Genomic DNA, 17636 nt, shown 5'->3' with positions numbered 1-17636 from the left:
GTGAACTGGACCTTCGTTGCGCCCGTGGCCATGCTGGCGGGCTCCAATATCTTCATGAACACCGCCTGGTACCTGCATCTCAAGATGCCGGGCAAAGCCCTGTGGGTGGCCGTGGCGATGAGCTGGGGCATTGCCTTCTTCGAATATTGCCTGGCCGTGCCTGCCAACCGGATCGGCAGCCAGGTCTATTCGCTGGGCCAGCTCAAGGTGCTGCAGGAGGCCATGTCGCTCATGGCTTTCGTCCTGGTGGCCTGGGCGCTGTTCGGTCAGAAGCCGGGGTTGAACGAGATCGTCGGCTTCGCGCTGGTCGGGGCAGGGGCCTGGTTCATCTTCAAGGGCCCGTTCGGCTGACGTGTTCTTGAAGCCGTGCGCAGGCAGGGCCATCTGGTTGCAAATTCGGCTCCCTTCGCGGGGGCCATCCGAAAAGGACTGAACGAACATGGAAACCCGCGCCGGTGATCCGGGAGCTTTCGCCCATTTCGACCTGTCGCGCGTCGACAGCCCCAGTTTCGTGGTCGATGCGGCCCGGCTGCGCAGCAACCTGCGCGTGCTGGCCGATGTCGGCGAACGATCGGGCGCCAAGGTCCTGTCCGCGCTCAAGGCCTTCTCGATGTGGTCGACGTCGCAGATCGTCGGCGAATATCTCGACGGTGTCTGCACCTCGGGCCTGTGGGAAGCCCGTCTCGCCTCGGAATTCTACGATGGTGAGATCGCGACGTATTGCGCCGCCTACAAGGAACAGGATCTCGACGAGATCCTGCGCCTGTCGGACCATGTGATCTTCAATTCACCGATGCAGATCGAGCGCTTCTGGGCGCAGATTGAGGCGGCGCGCGCGCGCGGAGAGGACTTCGACATCGGTCTGCGCGTCAATCCGATGCATGCTGAAGGCGAAGTGCCGAAGTACGACCCCTGCGCACCGCATTCGCGCCTGGGCTTCCCGATCGACCAGCTCACCGAAGAGCATGTCGAGATGATCGACGGCATCCACATGCACACGTTGTGCGAACAGGACTTCGAGCCGCTGCGGCGGACCTGGGACAAGGCTTTCGATTACCTCGAACCGTTCTTCGGCCAGTTCAAGTGGATCAACCTGGGCGGCGGCCACCACATCACCCGCGCCGACTATCAGCGCGACGAGCTGGTGGAATTCCTGATCGACCTTCAGGAGGATACCGGCGCCGAAGTCTATATCGAGCCGGGTGAGGCCGTCGCGCTCGATGCGGGCATCTTGGTGGGGTCCGTGCTCGACGTGGCGCATAACGGCATGCCCGTGGCGATCGTCGACATTTCCGCCACCTGCCACATGCCGGACGTGATCGAAGCGCCCTATCGGCCCGCGATGCTGGGGGAAAAGGAAGAGGGCGAAGGCGAGCCGGTGCGGCTTGGCGGGCCTTCGTGCCTGGCCGGCGACGTGATCGGCGATTACGTCCTGCCCGTCGCGGCCGAGCCAGGAGCACGTTTCGCGTTCCTCGATCAGGCCCACTACTCGATGGTGAAGACCACGACCTTCAACGGCGTTCCGCTTCCCTCGATCTGGCTCTGGGATTGCGAGACCGACTCGCTCGAATGCATCCGCCGCTTCGGTTACGAGGATTTCCGCGACCGTCTCAGCTAAGGGAAGCCCCTGAAATCAACGCGGGACGGCTCGATCCGTCCCGCGATTCCCCCACTCGGTCCCCTCCTGGTCGACTCGAAAGAACTCGGCCGACCTCTCCTGCATTGTAGCTGTGAAACCGGCATATCCAGGTGTCCCTTTCATGACGGATGACCGGTTAGGGTTGCGCGAGCTAACGCTCTGTAAAGTCGCAGAAAAACCAAGTGGAGAGGCGGCATGATTTCACGCCCGATTTCCGATTATGACGTTTCTGTGAAACGGACCTTTTTTCACTTGCGATTCAGCTTGAGAGCCCTATATCCCGCCCCTCGCTGCCCCATGGGGACTTCCAAACCGCAAGGCAGCTCTTGTCATTAACAATTCCGTTTGGGGGTCCCTTGAGTTGCTCGAATTTCTTGACGCACCGGCTGTAGCGCGCGCAATCGCGCCCGACGAACCCGTTATTCTCAACCGCCCGCATGCTGCTGCGCGCGCGGCCCGTTTCTTCGCAACGAAGTTTCCGGGCAAGGCGCTCTATGCCGTGAAGGCGAACCCGTCGCCGGATCTTATCAAGATCCTCTGGGCGAATGGCATCACGCATTACGACGTCGCTTCCATCGGTGAAGTGCGCATGGTTCGCGGGGCACTGCCCGACGCGACCTTGTGCTTCATGCATCCGGTGAAGACGGCCAGCGCGATCCGCGAAGCCTACTTCGAACACGGCGTCCGCACCTTCAGCCTCGACACGATCGAGGAAGTCGAGAAGATCCTCGAAGCGACCACTGACGCGGAAGGCAACCGCGCGACGGACTTGCGCCTCTGCGTGCGTCTGCGCGTCTCTTCCGAATATTCGGAACTGAGCCTCGCCTCGAAGTTCGGTGTCGATCTTGCCGATGCCGGAGAGCTGCTCCAGGCCACCCGTCAGGTTGCTGACTGGCTGGGCGTATGCTTCCACGTCGGTTCGCAGGCGATGACGCCTTTCGCCTACGTCCAGGCCCTCGAGCGCGCACGCGCCGCGATTGCCGACGCCGGTGTCGTCATCGACATGATCGACGTTGGTGGAGGTTTCCCCTCGGTCTATCCGGGCATGGAGCCGCCGCCGCTGGAAGACTATTTCCAGGTCATCCACCGTCACTTCGAAGCCCTGCCGATCGCCTACAACGCCGAACTGTGGTGCGAGCCTGGTCGTGCGCTCTCGGCCGAGTACAGCTCGATGATCGTCAAGGTCGAGAAGCGCCGCGGTGATGAGCTTTACATCAACGAGGGTGCCTATGGCGCGCTCTACGATGCCGCTCACGTCGCCTGGCGCTTCCCGGTGAAGTGCATCTCGCGCGAGGCCGCCGTCGGTGGCGAGCGTTCGGACGATCTCGAGGGCTTCTCGTTCTACGGCCCGACCTGCGACGACGCGGACTTCATGGAAGGCCCGTTCATGCTCCCCGCCGACATCAAGGCGGGCGACTGGATCGAAGTGGGCATGCTCGGCGCTTACGGCGCGGCCATGCGCACGGCCTTCAACGGCTTCGGCACGGGCGAAGTGCTGAACGTCGCCGACGAGCCGATGGCGAGCCTCTACACGGGCGAGCGCAAGGATCCGCGCGTCTCCGACAATGTGGTGTCGCTGCGCTGATCTGAGCCATCCGATTACAGAAAAGCCCGCCGGGAGCAATTCCGGCGGGCTTTTTCGTGGTTGCTGCCGCCGCCCCGGATCGCGTCCGGGACGGCGGCGCTGCCTCAGGCCTGGACGAACAGGTCCTTGTAGGCGCGTGGCTGGCTGCGCAGGAACTGCGGGGCCGCCTTGACCTTGGCGCCCAGGGCCGCAGCCGCATGCCAGGGCCAGCGCGGATCGTAGAGCACGGTGCGGGCCAGCGCGATCATGTCGGCCTCGCCCGTCGCGATGATGGCTTCGGCCTGCTCGGGCTCGGTGATGAGGCCGACGGCGATCACCGGCATCGACACCGCGTCCTTGACCTTTCGGGCAAGCGGAACCTGATAGTTCGGGCCGACCGGGATCGTCTGCGCCGCGTCCAGTCCGCCGCTGGAAACGTGGTAGGCGGCGCAGTCGCGCGCTTCCAGCGCCTTGGCGAATGCGATGGACTGCTCGACGTCCCATCCACCCTCGACCCAGTCGGTACCGGAAACGCGCATCGTCACCGGCTTGTCGGCCGGGAAAGCGGCGCGAACGGCATCGTAGACTTCGAGGGGGAAGCGCATGCGGTTTTCCAGGCTGCCGCCATATTCGTCCTCGCGCTTGTTGGAGAGCGGCGAGAGGAACTGGTGAAGCAGATAGCCGTGAGCGCCGTGGATCTGCACGGCATCGATGCCGAGGCGGGCAGCGCGGCGGGCGGCGTCGGCGAAGGCGTCGCGAATGCGGGCAAGTCCTTCGCGGTCGAGCGCTTCGGGCGGGTTCTCGTCGGGCAGGAACGGCAGGTCCGATGCCGAGACGGTCTGCCAGCCGTTCTCGTGATCGGGCGCGATCTGGGCGCCGCCGTCCCAGGGCTTGGCCGTGCTGGCCTTGCGTCCGGCATGGGCAAGCTGGATGGCGATGGGCATGTCGGACCAGCGGCGCACGCTTTCCAGCACCTGACCCATCGCCTGTTCGGTGGCATCGTCCCACAGCCCGACATCGGCGTAGGAAATGCGGCCCTCGGGGCTGACGGCGCTGGCCTCGATCGTCAGGATGCCCGCGCCGGACTGCGCCAGATTGCCGAGGTGAATGGTGTGCCAGTCCGTCATCCGGCCATTTTCGGCGGAATATTGGCACATCGGCGCGATGACGATGCGGTTGTCGAGAGTGAGGTTGCCGATGGTGATCGGCTCGAACAGCTTGGCCATGGAAGTCCTTCTGGTCACGTCGTCGCGGGGGAAAGCGTCGGGAGAGACGCGCGGAGGCGACGGGAGGAACTTGGGGGCCGATGCGCAAATGAAAAGGGCTCCGCCGTGCGAACGGGGAGCCCTTTGCAAAAGAAAATGTTGCGCCTGCGAAAGCGCGCGGCGGTCAGGCCGCCAGGCGCATTTCCAGCCGTTCCCAGATTTCGACGAGGGCTTCGGTGAGGCTCTGCATCATCGCCTCGGTATGCGCCGGGCCGGGCGTGAAGCGCAGCCGTTCGGTGCCGCGCGGCACGGTCGGGAAGTTGATCGGCTGCACATAGGCGCCATATTCTGCGAGCAGGATGTCGCTGATCTTCTTGGCTTTCACCGGATCCCCGACCATCAGCGGCACGATATGCGTGGTCGAATCCATGACCGGCAGGCCCGCATCGCGGAACATCTGCTTCATCAGGGCGGCCGACCGCTGCTGCCCTTCGCGCTCGGCGCTGGAGCCCTTGAGGTGCTTCACCGAGGCGAGCACGCCCGCAACGAGCACCGGCGAAAGCGAGGTGGTGAAGATGAAGCCCGGTGCGTAGGAGCGAATGCAGTCGATGATCTTCTGGTTGGTGGCGATATAGCCGCCCATCACGCCGAACGCCTTGCCCAGCGTGCCTTCGATGATGTCGATGCGGTGGGCCGCTTCGTCACGATCGGTGATCCCGCCGCCTCGCGGGCCGTACATGCCGACCGCGTGGACTTCGTCGATATAAGTAAGCGCGTTGTACTTCTCGGCCAGGTCGCAGATCGCGTGGATGGGTGCGACGTCTCCATCCATCGAATAGACCGACTCGAAAGCGACCAGCTTGGGCAGCGCGGGGTCGGTGGCGGCCAGCAGTTCCTCGAGATGTTCGAGGTCGTTGTGGCGGAACACCTTCTTTTCGCAACCCGAATTGCGAATGCCGGCGATCATCGAGGCGTGGTTGAGTTCGTCCGAAAAGATCACGCAACCCGGCAGCAATTTCGCCAGGGTGGAGAGCGTCGCGTCGTTCGAGACGTAGCCCGAAGTGAACAGCAGCGCGCCTTCCTTGCCGTGAAGGTCGGCCAGCTCACTTTCGAGTTCGATGTGATAGTGCGTGTTGCCGCCGATATTGCGGGTGCCGCCGGAACCGGCGCCCACATCGTGCAGCGCCTCTTCCATGGCCTCGATCACCTTGGGATGCTGGCCCATCGCGAGATAGTCGTTCGAGCACCAGACCGTGATCGGCTTAGGTCCATTGTGACCGGCGAAGCAGCGGGCATTCGGGTAGGCACCCTTGTTGCGCAGGATGTCGATGAAAACGCGATAGCGGCCTTCCGAATGGAGGCGCTCGATCGCTTGATCGAAGATGTTTTCGTAGTTCACCTAGGCTCTATCCTGCGTTCGCCTTGAAGGGGCTGTTACCCAAGGGCTATTACCCGTTGCTGCGGGCAAATACATGATCGACCGGGACATGGCCAGAAGCTTGTCCTGCGGACTGTGATCGATCTTTTGCAAATCCGCTTGCAATCCCCGCCACGTCTCGCGGTTCGTGCCCGGAAACCACGATCATCGCCGGGGCGGCCCGCTTCAGGGCCTTGATGGTCATGAGCCAGGAGACGGTCAGGCGGCGCTCGTCGCCGTTTCGCATCGTCGCGAAAGTGCGGGCCGGCGGGCGGCCCTCCATCCAGTTGGCATCGATCTTGGCGACATCGCCGGTGAAGAGATATTCGCGGCCGTCCTCAAGCCGGATGTAAACCATCATCGCGCGGTCGGGCAGGCCCTTCAGCGGGATGGCGACCACGCCGGGGGCCACCGCGCGCGGCTCCCCGTCACCGAGATCGGGAAGCGGCACCGCATCGGGCGAGGCCAGCGCCGGATTGCCCCGGTGGAGCGGCCGATCCAGCAGCACCAGCTTCATCGTGGAGATTTCGGCCGCTTCGTCGACGCGTCTCTGGGCGGAGAAGTCGAAATCCTCCACGTCCCGCTTCGTGGCATCGACGGGCGTGGTGCCGGCATCGATCAGGATCGGGGCACGGCCCGGAACGACCAGCTCGAAAGCGCGCAGGGCCAGCCTCACCGGGCGCAGTCCGCTGCCGGCGGCGATGCGGTTGTAGAGCTCGGAATGGTAGCCCAGGACTTCCTGCCGCAAGGCGACAGGGGCAGGCCCGGGGATGCCCTCGGCGAGTTCGCGCAGGCGCGACATGGTGATCGGCAGCGGTTTGGCGCCGGGGGCGCTGGCGTCGAACTGGAACCAGTAGAGCGGCACGCCCAGCAGGAGCACCAGGATGAGCAGCAACAGGTTCAGTCGCGGCGTCAAAACCGTCCACCCTCCGGCAACCCGTAGCGAGCCAGCGCATCGCCATACGCTCCGGGAAATTCTCCCGATCCGGTGAATAACGCGCGGTCCGGCTGCTGGCGAGCGTATTCCTGGCCCTCGGTAAGCTGGGCGATGCGCCGGGCGATACCCGCGGCGCCGTGGATGAAGCGGACGCCGGGGCCGAAAGCCTGGGCCAGCTCCTCTTCGAGCAGAGGGAAATGGGTGCAGGCCAGCACCAGCGTATCGATATCTTCGCCGCCGGGCATGGCGCGCAGAGCTTCTGCGGCCCGGACTATCGCGGAGAGGTCGACCGGCTCGCCGCGCAGCTTGGCTTCGGCGGCTTCGACCAGGCCGGGGCCGCCATAGCGCAGCAGGCGCTTGCCCGGCGCAAATTCCTGCTCCAGCCTGTCGACATAGGCCTGCCGGACGGTTGCCTGGGTGCCCAGGAGGCCGATGACGCCGGTTCGGGTCATCGCGGCGGCAGGCTTGATGGCCGGGACCGTGCCGACAACCGGCACTTCCAGCACTTCGCGCACCATGCCGAGCGCGATCGTGGAGGCGGTATTGCAGGCGATGCAGACCAGACGCGGCGCAAAGCGCTCCGTCATGCGGCCGAGCAGCCCGGCGACGCGCGCGGTGACTTGCGCCTCGCTCTTGGTGCCATAGGGCAGGCCGGCCATGTCGGCGGCATAGATCACCGGCGCCTGCGGCAGGATCTTGCGCAATTCGCCCAGAACGGTGAGCCCGCCCACGCCCGAATCGAAAAGCAGGATCGGCGCGCCCGGTTCGACGGAAGTGGGATCGACGGAAGCGGGAGCGACGGACGTCGCGGGCAGCGCATGGGGCATTGGGGAGGACATCGTTTTTTCCTGGACCTTGTACCCTGTTAATCGCTCGGCACGGGAAAGAGCAATGTTCAAAGCTGCAAGTCCGCTCGCGATTTGCGCGTAACCGGGTAAGACTGCGCCGAAATGGAGCCATCGAGCAGCGGCGCAGCGAATGCACCTCTGGCGGATTTTCACGCAGGCTCTTAAGAGGCTTTCATGGATTGGATTCTCGCCCTTTTTATGGGTTATGCCCTCGGTTCGGTGCCCTTCGGCCTGTTGATTACGCGCATGGCCGGGGCCGGCGACTTGCGCTCGATCGGTTCGGGCAACATCGGGGCCACGAATGTCCTGCGCACGGGCCGCAAGGGGCTGGCGGCCGCCACCCTGCTGCTGGACCTGCTGAAGGGCCTGGCCGCGGTCCTGATCGCTGCTCATTTCCTGCCGGAATGGACCTGGCTGGCGGCGCTCGGCGCGTTTCTCGGCCACTGTTTCCCGGTCTGGCTGGGCTTCAAGGGCGGCAAGGGGGTCGCCACCACCGCCGGCATCGCCTTCGGGCTCGCCTGGCCGGTGGGGCTTGCCTATGCCGTGACCTGGATCGGGCTGCTGCTGACCTTGCGGATTTCCTCTGTTGCGGGAATGACGGCCGCCGTCGTCGCGCCGATTGCGGCCCTGTTGCTGGGCCATGGTGAGGCGGCCGGCGTGCTCGCCGTGATCGCGGCTATCGTGGTTTTCCAGCACCGCGAGAACCTCGCCCGCCTGCGCGCCGGAACGGAACCCAGGATCGGGAGCGGCAAGAAGCCGTGACCGGGGCGGGGGGCGCGGAGCAGGGCGTACCGCCGGGGGAGGCTGCTGCGCTTTCGCAGGAGGAAGCCTTCGCCCGCATTCGCCTGCTGCGCTCGCCGAATATCGGCCCGATCACCTACAGGCAACTTCTCGGCCGGTTTGGGGAGGCGCGCGCGGCGCTCGGCGCGCTTCCGGATCTCGCCGGACGGGCAGGACGGCCATACGAAGCGGCGTCCGAACACCGGGTCCAGGCGGAAATCGCGGCGACGCGAAAGGCCGGTGCGCGTTATCTTTTTCACGATTCGCCGGATTATCCGCAGCTTCTCGCCCATAGCGACGGCGCGCCGCCGATCCTGACCTATCGTGGCGATCTTGCCGTTCTGGGCCGCCCGGCCGTGGCTATCGTGGGCGCACGCAACGCTTCGGCAGGTGCCGTGCGTCTGGCGCGGGACTTCGCGCATGGCCTTGCCGAGGCGGGTTTCACGGTAGTTTCCGGTCTGGCGCGCGGCATCGACGGCGCGGCGCATGCCGGCGCTCTGGCGGGCGGCTCGACCATTGGCGTGATCGCCAGCGGGATCGACATCGCCTATCCGCCCGAACATGCCGACTTGCAGGCGCGTGTCGCCAGCGAGGGCCTGCTGCTTGCAGAGCAGCCGCCGGGGACGGAGCCGCTGGCCCGTCACTTTCCCACGCGCAACCGCATCATCGCCGGGCTGGCAACGGGGACCCTGGTGGTGGAGGCGGCGCCGAAGTCCGGGTCGCTCATTACCGCTCGGCTCGCTGGAGAGATGGGGCGCGAAGTCATGGCAGTGCCGGGCTCGCCGCTCGACCCGCGCTCGCATGGTTGCAACCAGCTCATTCGCGATGGCGCCGTGCTAGTGCAATCGGTGGAGGACGTCATCGAACTGCTTTCCGGTTTCGACGGCATACCCGGATCGCGGATGAGCGCCAGCTTGCAGGAAGCCCAGTCCCAGTGGCAGGACGAGGATCGGCCGCTTTTGGCGCCGCCCGAAATCTGCGTGGCGGACCTGCTGACGAGCGCGCCGGTAGCGGTCGACGAATTGATTCGCCAGTCGGGCGCGGGCGCGCCATCGGTGCAGATGGCCCTGCTCGAACTCGAAATCGGTGGCCGTCTGCAGCGTCATGCGGGGGGCAGGGTCAGTCTGTCCTGAGCGTCCTGGTCGCGGTGAGCGGCGGGAAAGGCGGGTTTACCGCAGCCAGGGCAGAAACCTGACCTGAATTCTGGTTTGAAATGAAGATGCCACATCTGGGCGCTTGACGAGTGCCCCAATCGCTTCCCACCCTATGCGTACACGTATATGCGCACGTAAGGCGCATGTCGCCCAGGGGCACACAGAGTCTGAAAGAATGCAGCTAGTCATCGTAGAATCGCCGGCAAAGGCGAAAACCATCGAGAAGTACCTCGGCAAGGACTACAAGGTTCTCGCCAGCTACGGCCACGTCCGCGACCTTCCGCCGAAGGATGGCTCCGTCCGTCCCGACGAGGGCTTCGAGATGGACTGGGAGCTTTACGGGGACAAGCAGAAGCAGGTGAAGGCGATCACCGACGCCGCGAAGGGGGCAGACCGCCTGATCCTCGCGACTGACCCTGATCGCGAAGGCGAAGCGATTTCCTGGCATGTGCGCGAGCTTCTGGCCAAGCGCAAGGCGCTGCCCAAGGACGTGCAGCGCGTGACCTTCAACGCCATCACCAAGGATACCGTCACCAAGGCGATGACCCAGCCGCGCGAGCTGGATCAGGACCTGATCGACGCCTATCTCGCCCGACGCGCGCTGGACTACCTGTTCGGCTTCACGCTTTCGCCGGTGCTCTGGCGCAAGCTGCCGGGTGCCAAGTCGGCCGGCCGCGTGCAGTCGGTGGCCCTGCGCCTGATCGTCGACCGCGAGCGCGAGATCGAGGCTTTCAAGCCGCAGGAATACTGGTCCGTAGCGGCGCAGATGGCGCATGACGGCACCGAGTTCGCCGCCAAGCTGGTCGCTTTCGAGGGCAAGAAGCTCGATCGCCTCAGCATCGGCGAAGAAGGCACGGCGATGCGCGCCAAGGCCGCTGTCGAAAACGGCGCCTTCACCGTCGAATCGGTCGAGACCAAGCCGCACAAGCGCAACCCGCAGCCGCCGTTCACCACGTCTACGCTGCAGCAGGAGGCGGCGCGCAAGCTCGGCTTCTCGGCCAGCCAGACCATGCGCGTGGCGCAGACGCTCTATGAAGCCGGCGCGATCACTTACATGCGTACCGATGGCGTGCAGATGGACCCCAGCGCCATCTCGGCCGCCCGTGCCGCGATCACGGATCGGTTCTCGGGCCATTACCTGCCCGAGCAGCCGCGCATCTACCAGACCAAGGCGAAGAATGCGCAGGAAGCGCACGAGGCGATCCGGCCGACCGAGTTCACCCGCGACCGTTTCGGCTCGGGCGACGAGGCGCGCCTCTACGACCTGATCTTCAAGCGCGCCATGGCCAGCCAGATGGCCTCGGCCGCGCTCGAACGCACCACGGTCACTCTCCGGGACGGCACCGGCCAGCACGAGTTGCGCGCTTCGGGCCAGGTGGTGAAGTTCCCGGGCTTCCTTGCCGTCTACGAGGAAGGACAGGACAACAAGTCCGAAGATGACGACGGCGGCCTGCTGCCGTTCATGAAGTCGGGCGACATGCCGGCGAAAAAGGGCGTCACGGCCGAACAGCACTTCACCCAGCCGCCGCCGCGTTTCTCGGAAGCCAGCCTCGTCAAGCGCCTCGAAGAACTCGGCATCGGCCGTCCGTCGACATATGCGGCGACGATCCAGGTCATCAAGGACCGCAACTACGTCCGCACCGAGAAGAACCGTTTCTTCGCAGAGGAATCGGGCCGACTTCTCACCTCGTTCCTCGAACGCTTCTTCCAGCGCTACGTCGCCTACGAATTCACGGCGGGCATGGAAGACGAGCTGGACGACGTTTCGGGCGGCCGCCAGGAATGGAAGGCGCTGCTCGAAGCCTTCTGGCGCGACTTCAAGCCGAAGTCGGACGAAGTCATGGAAAAGAAGCCCTCGGAAGTGACCGAGGCGCTGGACGAATTCCTGTCCGACTACCTGTTCCCGCCCAAGGCGGACGGTACCGATCCGCGTCTTTGCCCGAAGTGCGGCGAGGGCCGCCTGTCGCTGCGCGGCGGTCGCTACGGCGCATTCGTCGCCTGCTCGAACTATCCGGAGTGCAAGTTCACCCGCAAGTTCGCACAGCCCGGCGGCGCCGCGGATGGCGGCGATGACGAAGGCCTGGGCAAGGACCCTGAAACCGGCCTTGAGATCATGCGTCGTTCGGGACGATTCGGTCCCTACATCCAGCTCGGCGAAGGCAAGGAAGCCAAGCGCGCATCGATCCCCAAGGATATCGATGAACTCACGCTGGAATGGGGAATCAAGCTGCTCAGCCTGCCGCGCACCATCGGGCCGCACCCGGAAACCGGCAACGACATCACCGCGAGCATCGGCCGTTACGGCCCCTATCTTGCGCATAACGGCAAATATGCCCGCCTGCGTTCGACCGCCGAAGTGTTCGAGACGGGCATGAACATGGCCGTGACCAAGCTTGCCGAAGCGGCGGCGGGCGCGGGCGGGCGTGGTTCGCGTGCGGCAGCCGAGCCGATCAAGGTTCTGGGCGCTCACCCGACATCGGGCGGCGAGATCAAGGTGCTGGCGGGTCGCTACGGGCCTTACGTCACTGACGGCACGACCAATGCCACCCTGCCGCGTGACCAGAAGCCGGAGGACCTGACGGCCGAGCAGGCGATCACGCTGATCGACGAGAAGGCTGCCAAGGGCCCGGCGAAGGGCAAGAAGAAGGCGGCGCCCAAGAAGGCCGCGCCCAAGAAAGCGCCTGCAAAGAAAGCGGCCGCAAAGGATGCGGGGGACAAGCCTGCTGCAGCCAAGAAGCCCGCAGCCAAGAAGCCTGCCGCAAAGAATGCCACCGCCAAGGCTCCGGCGAAGCCCAAGAAGGAAGCAGCCGAATGAGCGACAAGATCGCCAAGCACAAGCAGCCCTGGAAGCCGGAGGAACTGCAGAAGCTTCAGACCCTGGCCGGTAAGGGCAAGGGTCTGAAGGAAATCGCCAAGGCGCTCAACCGCACCGAGGAATCGACCAAGGATGCCGCGCGCCAGCACGGCTTTGCGGTCGCCAAGGCGCGCTGACCCGCCAGCCGGGCTCGCCGTCGAAGCAGCGGGCCTGATTCAGAAGGCCGGTTTCAGCCGGTAGAGCCCGAATTTCCGGGTGCCGACGATAACGCCCTCGTAGCGCTCGTATGAGTGCGCGAGGGCTTTTCGTATCTGCGCGCGGGTCCGCAGATTGGGCAGGTTGGGACGGCTCGACTCCGAGACCACGATCACGCCGGGGCGACTCTGCAGGCTCCGGCCGACTTCCGCCTCGGGATCGACTCCCAGCGCGCCGGCCTCGTTCATCGCATTGAGATGGCTTGGGTAGGCGAAGCGCGTGGGAATGCAGGCATTGGTGGTGCGGTAGAGGGCGCTGTCGCCTTCGTAGACATAGAGGCAGCGGCCCCGCAGTTCGCGGGCGACCGCCTGGCTGGCGGCGGCAAAGTCCGCTGCAGTGCCGCGTTCGCGGACTTGCAGGCCGGGAACCACCAGAGCGCCCAGCAGGCCGAAGCCCAGCAGGAGCCGTCCGTACCAACGCTCGCCGCGAGCCTCGCGGGCGAGGGCCGGGGCCGACAGCAGGCAAAGCGGCACGAGGACCGGCCCGAGATAATGGTCGTACCAGGTGCCGAAAACCAGGAACCCCAGCACGGCGACGAGCGCCCAGACGCGCATGCCCGCAAGCATCGCGGGACAAGTTCCGCCTGGAAGCGCATGGCGCCGCGGCGCGAGCAGGATGGCGAGCGCGAAGGGCGTCATCGCCAGGCCCTCTTTCGCCAGTTGCGCGAAAGCGTCTGCCTGATCGACGGCGCGGCCGAATATCGAGAGGAAGTTGGCCTGGACGAATGCGGCGCCGTGCCCCGCCGCGGCATAGCCGGCCCAGACGGCGAGAGTGGGGGCGAGGGCGGTTCCGGCCCAGACCGCGCCGGTCAGAGCCAGCCGCAGCAGGCCCCAGCCGTCCCGCTGCCCGCGAAGCAGCAGCATCATGCCGAAACCCACGCCCTCGAAAACGACGCTATATTTGATCTGCAGGGCCAGGCCGAGCAGCAGCATGGCTGCGCAACCCTGCAGGACCAGCCTTGTATCCCGGTTTCGCGGCATGACCCGAAGCACGATCAGGGCGGCCAGCGCGACGGGGAGATTGTAGAATACAGGCGCCTGTCCCAGTGCCACGTTGAACACCGGCTGGTAGAGCAGGTAGGCAAGGCCCGCGGCCTGCGCTGCCCGGGCAGGCGCGATGGCGCGGGCCATGCGTTCGATCACCAGCGCCGTGAGAACCGAAAAGACCAGGCCGGCGAGCTGATATGCCAGCACCGGGTCGATGGGCAGGGCGAACAGGCTGCGATAGAGCAGGAACAGGCCGTAAGGCTTGCGGTCCCAGATATCGACGAAAGGCAAGTCGCCCTGCGCCATGCGCTGGCCGACCAGCAGGTAGAATTGCTCGTCCGATTGGAAAGCCGGCTTGCCGAACATCATCAGCCGGAGGATCAGTCCCGCGGTCAGGTAGAGCAGGGGCGAGGCGACCGCCGGACGTGCCGGTGCGACATTGCCCGCGCGGGCGATCCTCGCCGCCGTCAGCCGCGCGATTCCGATCATTGCTTCGACCCTTTTTCACTCGCCCTCGTGCCCCGATACGGCGGGCAGGCGATGGCGCGGCCGTCATGCCGGGGCAAGGTTGCGGTATGGAGACACCGGCGCCACCCACCCTTCGGATGGCTTGCGACAATTTCTTACCCGAGCCACCTTGCGACCGGAGCGGAACTCAGGCGTTGGAAGATCATGCTGCGAATGCGAGACGATGAAGGCGTGACCCCGGCCGCCTTGAAGGACGAGGACGATAGCGGCCTGCCGATGCCGCGCCGCATATGGGCGATCGTGGCCATCTCGTTCGRCACGGCGCTGTTCGTGCTGGACGGGACGATCGCCAATGTCGCCCTGCCGACGATTGCGGGCGAGCTTTCGGTGGAAGAGGGCGTCGTCGTCAACGTGGTGACGGTCTACCAGCTCGTCATGGTCATGGCGCTCCTGCCTTTCGCCAACCTGGGCGAGCGCCTGGGGCTGCGACGGGTCTACCAGACCGGGCAGGTGATCTTCATGGCCGCTTCGGCGCTGGCGTTCCTCGCCAATTCGCTGCCGATGCTGCTGGTGATCCGTGCCGGTCAGGCGCTGGGTGCCGGCATGGCCATGAGCGTGGGCACCGCGTTGATCCGGCAGATCTACCCCAAGGCAAAGCTCGGCAGCGGGCTGGGCATCAATTCGGTGATCGTGGCGTCGTCGAACGCGCTGGCGCCGGTGCTGGGGGGCTTCATCGTGGCCCATGCGGACTGGCGCTGGGTCTTCGTGGCGGCAGTGCCTTTCGCGCTGATCTCACTCGTCATCGGGCGTTTCCTGCCTGAGCCGCAGCGGGGAGAAACCCCGTTTGACTGGGCCGCCGGGCTGTGGAGTGCGGCCAGCTTCGCCATGTTGATCGGCGGCCTGGAACTCGCAGCGCATGGTGGCATGGTGGAACTGGGCATCGTCGTGGCGCTGGGCGGTCTGGGCTCGGCCCTGCTGCTGGCACGGCGGGAGCGGGGTAAAGCCAATCCGGTGTTCCCGGTAGACCTCATGGCGCGTCCGGCCATCGGCCTCTCCACGATCGCCGCCGTGGCCGCCTTCATCGGTTCGGCGGCGCTGATCGTGGCACTGCCGTTCCGGCTGGAGCAGGGCATGGGCTATAGCGCCCAACAAGTGGGCCTGCTGGTCCTGCCGTTCCCGTTGACGATGCTGGTAGTGGCGCCCGTGGCGGGATGGCTCTCGGACCATGTCTCGCCCTCGATTATGGGGCTGGTCGGAATGGGCATTGCCGTCGCCGGGCTGGTGCTGCTGGCGTTCCTGCCCGCGCAACCCGGCGCCTTTGCGATCGCCTGGCGGCTGGTCGTCGCAGCTTTCGGGTTCAGCCTGTTCTTCTCGCCCAATGCCCGCATGGTCGTGGGCAACGCCCCGCGCGCCCGGTCGGCAGCGGCAGGCGGATTGCTCGCCACCGGACGCCTCTTCGGCCAGACGCTGGGCGCGGCGATGATCGGGACGATGTTGTCGCTCGGCGCCGGACAAGGCCCGGCGCCGATGCTCATGGCCGCTTCGCTGGCGGTGGTGGCGGCCCTTGCGAGCCTGGCCCGCTGGCGCCTGGCCGAGAAGGCCTAGCGCCGCGACTTGACGCCGGTCTGGCTCTTGATGCCGGGCTTGGCCGCGCTGCCGGTAGGTGCGGGCGTGGGTGTTGCCCGTGGAGCCGGCGGGGGCGGGGTGGCGATCATCGGCGCGGGCGCCGCCTGCGGCTGCAGGGTCAGCGTCGGCCGCGGCGCCTTCACGCCGCTACGGGTCAGCCACCAGGCGATGTCGTTGGCGGTGGCCTGCATTCCGGCGAAGTTCAGGTGCCATTGCAGGCCCTGGCTGCCGTCATAGCCTTCCGGCGATCCGATCATCCAGGGCAGCGGATCGCAGGGCGTATGCGCGGAGGAGGACTGGTTCATCTCGACGACGATGGCATTGTAGGCCTGCGCGACGCGGGCCGTGATTTCCGAAAGCCGCTGTCCGGTACGGCGCACCACGGCGGCGTGATCCTCGCTGACCGGGGTGACGGCGCACAGCGATCCTGCCTGGGGCAGGGGCGTGAGGTACTGCACGAAGACGAGCCGCGCGCGCGGAGCGACCGTGCGGATGCGGCGCGCGATCTCCATCATCTGCATCTCGTCGCGCGCGTAGTCGACTTCGGTGGGGACCTTCACGGCGCCGCAGGCGGCCCGCTTGCTGCCCGCCGGCATCTGGCTGGCGCGATAGAGGCAGGTCGCGGTGAACAGATTGCCGATGTAGTTGAGGTCGTTGCCGCCGATCGTCACCGTCACCAGCCGTGTCTGCGGGGTGACGGCATTGATCTGCGGGCCGATCTCGCCCCATGGGCCCAGGACGTTGTTGGTCGTGGCGCCCGAGCAGGTGCGGTCGGTCAGGATCATTCCGAAGCGCTCTGCCAGCAGCGTCGGATAGTTGTTCATGCTCTGGCCGCAGCGTGCCGGAGCGCCGGACTTGGCCGGCGGCAGCATCGGGCCGGCCGCGAACGAGGAGCCGATCGCCACGTAGCGCTGCCCGACGAGGCTTTCCTCGACGGCTACGGTCTGTTCGGCCTCGGCAGCCCGGGCCTGCGCGGCCGATAGCGCCAGCGTGCCGGAAATCATGACGGCGGCTGACAACGCCGTCGACGTGAAACGTGCCATCACTTGACCCAGTCCAACCCCATCTCTTCGTAGAAATCGCGGGCGTCGGCCCAGTTTTCCTCGACTTTGACGTGGAGGAACAAGTGGACCTTCTGCCCGAGCACTTCGCCCAGTTCCTTGCGCGCGGCCTCGCCGATGGACTTGATCTTCGAGCCGCCCTTGCCCAGCACGATGGCGCGCTGGTTGTCGCGGGTGACGACGATCTGCTGGCGGATCTCTACCGAGCCGTCCTTGCGCTGCTCATAGGCTTCCGGGCGCACCGCGGCGTCGTAGGGCAGTTCCTCGTGAAGCTGCTTGTAGAGCTGCTCGCGGGTGATCTCGCAGGCGAGCAGGCGCTCGCTCGCGTCGGAGACCTGATCTTCCGGGTAGTGCCAGGGGCCCTCCGGCATGAGCCCGGCGAGATGGGCCTTCAGCTCGGGCACGCCGTCGCCAGAGAGCGCGGAGACGAAGAACACTTCGTCGAACTGGACTTTGCCGGTGAGTTCCTGGGCCAGCACCAGCAGCGGTTCCTTGGCGCCGGCATCGACCTTGTTGATCACCAGGATCTTGCGTTCGGCACGCGTCGCCAGCGCTTCGAGCAGGGGCTCCAGCTCGTGGCGGCGCTTCTTGATCGGGTCTACCACCAGCAGGATGGCGTCGGCCTCCTGCGCGCCTTCCCAGGCTGCAGCGACCATCGCCCGGTCCAGGCGGCGCTTCGGCTCGAAGATGCCGGGGGTATCGGCCAGGATGATCTGCACGTCATCGGCAAGGGCGATGCCCAGCAGGCGCGCGCGGGTGGTCTGGGCCTTGGCCGAAGTGATCGCCACTTTCTGCCCGACCAGCGCGTTGACCAGCGTGGACTTGCCGGCATTTGGCGCACCGATCACGGCGACGAGTCCGCATTTTTGAGTCATTGTCAT

15 protein-coding genes are annotated in these 17636 nt (G+C 65.8%); 8 read left to right on the top strand and 7 right to left on the bottom strand.

Translation table 11 applies throughout. From position 1 onward, the window contains the following. The 3 genes from AB4Z00_RS09355 to AB4Z00_RS09345 all read left to right on the top strand — a co-directional run bounded on the left by AB4Z00_RS09355 (position 1) and on the right by AB4Z00_RS09345 (position 3224). Positions 1-351: a DMT family protein gene (locus AB4Z00_RS09355; protein ID WP_132262188.1), complete on the top strand. Its 351-nt coding sequence runs from the start codon at positions 1-3 to the stop codon at positions 349-351. Positions 352-439: 88 nt separating this feature from the next. After that, positions 440-1618 carry a carboxynorspermidine decarboxylase gene (locus AB4Z00_RS09350; RefSeq protein WP_442045708.1) on the top strand — a complete coding sequence of 393 codons (1179 nt, stop codon included), beginning with the start codon at positions 440-442 and terminating at the stop codon, positions 1616-1618. 382 nt (positions 1619-2000) lie between these two features. Further along, positions 2001-3224, top strand: coding sequence for a type III PLP-dependent enzyme (locus tag AB4Z00_RS09345; RefSeq protein WP_132262192.1), 1224 nt, complete (start codon positions 2001-2003; stop codon positions 3222-3224). 104 nt (positions 3225-3328) lie between these two features. Here the strand turns inward: AB4Z00_RS09345 and AB4Z00_RS09340 are convergent, their stop codons facing one another. The 4 genes from AB4Z00_RS09340 to murI form a co-directional block, all read right to left on the bottom strand. Continuing rightward, positions 3329-4429 (bottom strand): NADH:flavin oxidoreductase/NADH oxidase, encoded by a 1101-nt coding sequence (locus AB4Z00_RS09340; protein WP_314463385.1) that lies wholly within the window; start codon positions 4427-4429, stop codon positions 3329-3331. Between the two features lie 163 nt (positions 4430-4592). Beyond that, positions 4593-5807: a 5-aminolevulinate synthase gene (gene hemA / locus AB4Z00_RS09335; RefSeq protein WP_132262196.1), complete on the bottom strand. Its 1215-nt coding sequence runs from the start codon at positions 5805-5807 to the stop codon at positions 4593-4595. Between the two features lie 49 nt (positions 5808-5856). Beyond that, on the bottom strand, positions 5857-6741 hold the full coding sequence (locus AB4Z00_RS09330; RefSeq protein ID WP_442045707.1) for a hypothetical protein: 885 nt from the start codon (positions 6739-6741) through the stop codon (positions 5857-5859). Next, positions 6738-7589: a glutamate racemase gene (gene murI / locus AB4Z00_RS09325; RefSeq protein WP_442045730.1), complete on the bottom strand. Its 852-nt coding sequence runs from the start codon at positions 7587-7589 to the stop codon at positions 6738-6740. Before murI ends, AB4Z00_RS09330 begins: the two co-directional genes overlap by 4 nt. 195 nt (positions 7590-7784) lie before the next feature. Here murI and plsY point away from each other — a divergent pair, with 195 nt between their 5' ends. The 4 genes from plsY (at position 7785) to AB4Z00_RS09305 (ending at position 12535) form a co-directional block, all read left to right on the top strand. Continuing rightward, complete coding sequence (gene plsY, locus AB4Z00_RS09320) at positions 7785-8372, top strand: glycerol-3-phosphate 1-O-acyltransferase PlsY (protein ID WP_134092695.1); 588 nt, start codon at positions 7785-7787, stop codon at positions 8370-8372. Continuing rightward, complete coding sequence (dprA, locus tag AB4Z00_RS09315; RefSeq protein WP_442045706.1) at positions 8369-9523, top strand: DNA-processing protein DprA; 1155 nt, start codon at positions 8369-8371, stop codon at positions 9521-9523. The genes plsY and dprA overlap by 4 nt, the downstream gene beginning before the upstream one ends. Before the next feature lie 196 nt (positions 9524-9719). Then, positions 9720-12359 (top strand): type I DNA topoisomerase, encoded by a 2640-nt coding sequence (topA, locus tag AB4Z00_RS09310; protein WP_442045705.1) that lies wholly within the window; start codon positions 9720-9722, stop codon positions 12357-12359. Next, complete coding sequence (locus AB4Z00_RS09305) at positions 12356-12535, top strand: hypothetical protein (RefSeq protein WP_132262204.1); 180 nt, start codon at positions 12356-12358, stop codon at positions 12533-12535. The genes topA and AB4Z00_RS09305 overlap by 4 nt, the downstream gene beginning before the upstream one ends. Positions 12536-12574: 39 nt before the next feature. Here AB4Z00_RS09305 and AB4Z00_RS09300 read toward each other — a convergent pair whose 3' ends face one another. Further along, a complete protein-coding gene (locus AB4Z00_RS09300; RefSeq protein ID WP_442045704.1) occupies positions 12575-14089 on the bottom strand; it encodes a hypothetical protein in 1515 nt (504 codons plus the stop codon). 192 nt (positions 14090-14281) lie between these two features. Here AB4Z00_RS09300 and AB4Z00_RS09295 point away from each other — a divergent pair, with 192 nt between their 5' ends. Then, positions 14282-15673 carry an MFS transporter gene (locus tag AB4Z00_RS09295; protein ID WP_442045703.1) on the top strand — a complete coding sequence of 464 codons (1392 nt, stop codon included), beginning with the start codon at positions 14282-14284 and terminating at the stop codon, positions 15671-15673. Here AB4Z00_RS09295 and AB4Z00_RS09290 read toward each other — a convergent pair. Together AB4Z00_RS09290 and era are read right to left on the bottom strand one after the other, a co-directional pair. Then, entirely contained in the window at positions 15670-16737 is a 1068-nt protein-coding gene (locus AB4Z00_RS09290; protein ID WP_314463372.1) for an SGNH/GDSL hydrolase family protein, read from the bottom strand. The genes AB4Z00_RS09295 and AB4Z00_RS09290 overlap by 4 nt on opposite strands. Beyond that, a complete protein-coding gene (era, locus tag AB4Z00_RS09285; RefSeq protein ID WP_431567994.1) occupies positions 16737-17630 on the bottom strand; it encodes a GTPase Era in 894 nt (297 codons plus the stop codon). Before era ends, AB4Z00_RS09290 begins: the two co-directional genes overlap by 1 nt. Positions 17631-17636 lie beyond the last annotated feature (6 nt).

The sequence above is a fragment of the Novosphingobium sp. YAF33 genome, from assembly GCF_052113265.1.
Taxonomy (GTDB): domain Bacteria; phylum Pseudomonadota; class Alphaproteobacteria; order Sphingomonadales; family Sphingomonadaceae; genus Novosphingobium.
This window is presented reverse-complemented; position numbering and strand designations above follow the sequence as displayed.

Coding starts and splice junctions, on each gene's coding strand:
- AB4Z00_RS09350 (WP_442045708.1), top strand. CDS start 440: ATGGAAACCCGCGCCGGTGATCCGGGAGCTTTCGCCCATTTCGACCTG.
- AB4Z00_RS09340 (WP_314463385.1), bottom strand. CDS start 4,429: ATGGCCAAGCTGTTCGAGCCGATCACCATCGGCAACCTCACTCTCGAC.
- murI (WP_442045730.1), bottom strand. CDS start 7,589: ATGCCCCATGCGCTGCCCGCGACGTCCGTCGCTCCCGCTTCCGTCGAT.
- plsY (WP_134092695.1), top strand. CDS start 7,785: ATGGATTGGATTCTCGCCCTTTTTATGGGTTATGCCCTCGGTTCGGTG.
- topA (WP_442045705.1), top strand. CDS start 9,720: ATGCAGCTAGTCATCGTAGAATCGCCGGCAAAGGCGAAAACCATCGAG.
- AB4Z00_RS09305 (WP_132262204.1), top strand. CDS start 12,356: ATGAGCGACAAGATCGCCAAGCACAAGCAGCCCTGGAAGCCGGAGGAA.
- AB4Z00_RS09300 (WP_442045704.1), bottom strand. CDS start 14,089: ATGATCGGAATCGCGCGGCTGACGGCGGCGAGGATCGCCCGCGCGGGC.
- AB4Z00_RS09290 (WP_314463372.1), bottom strand. CDS start 16,737: ATGGCACGTTTCACGTCGACGGCGTTGTCAGCCGCCGTCATGATTTCC.
- era (WP_431567994.1), bottom strand. CDS start 17,630: ATGACTCAAAAATGCGGACTCGTCGCCGTGATCGGTGCGCCAAATGCC.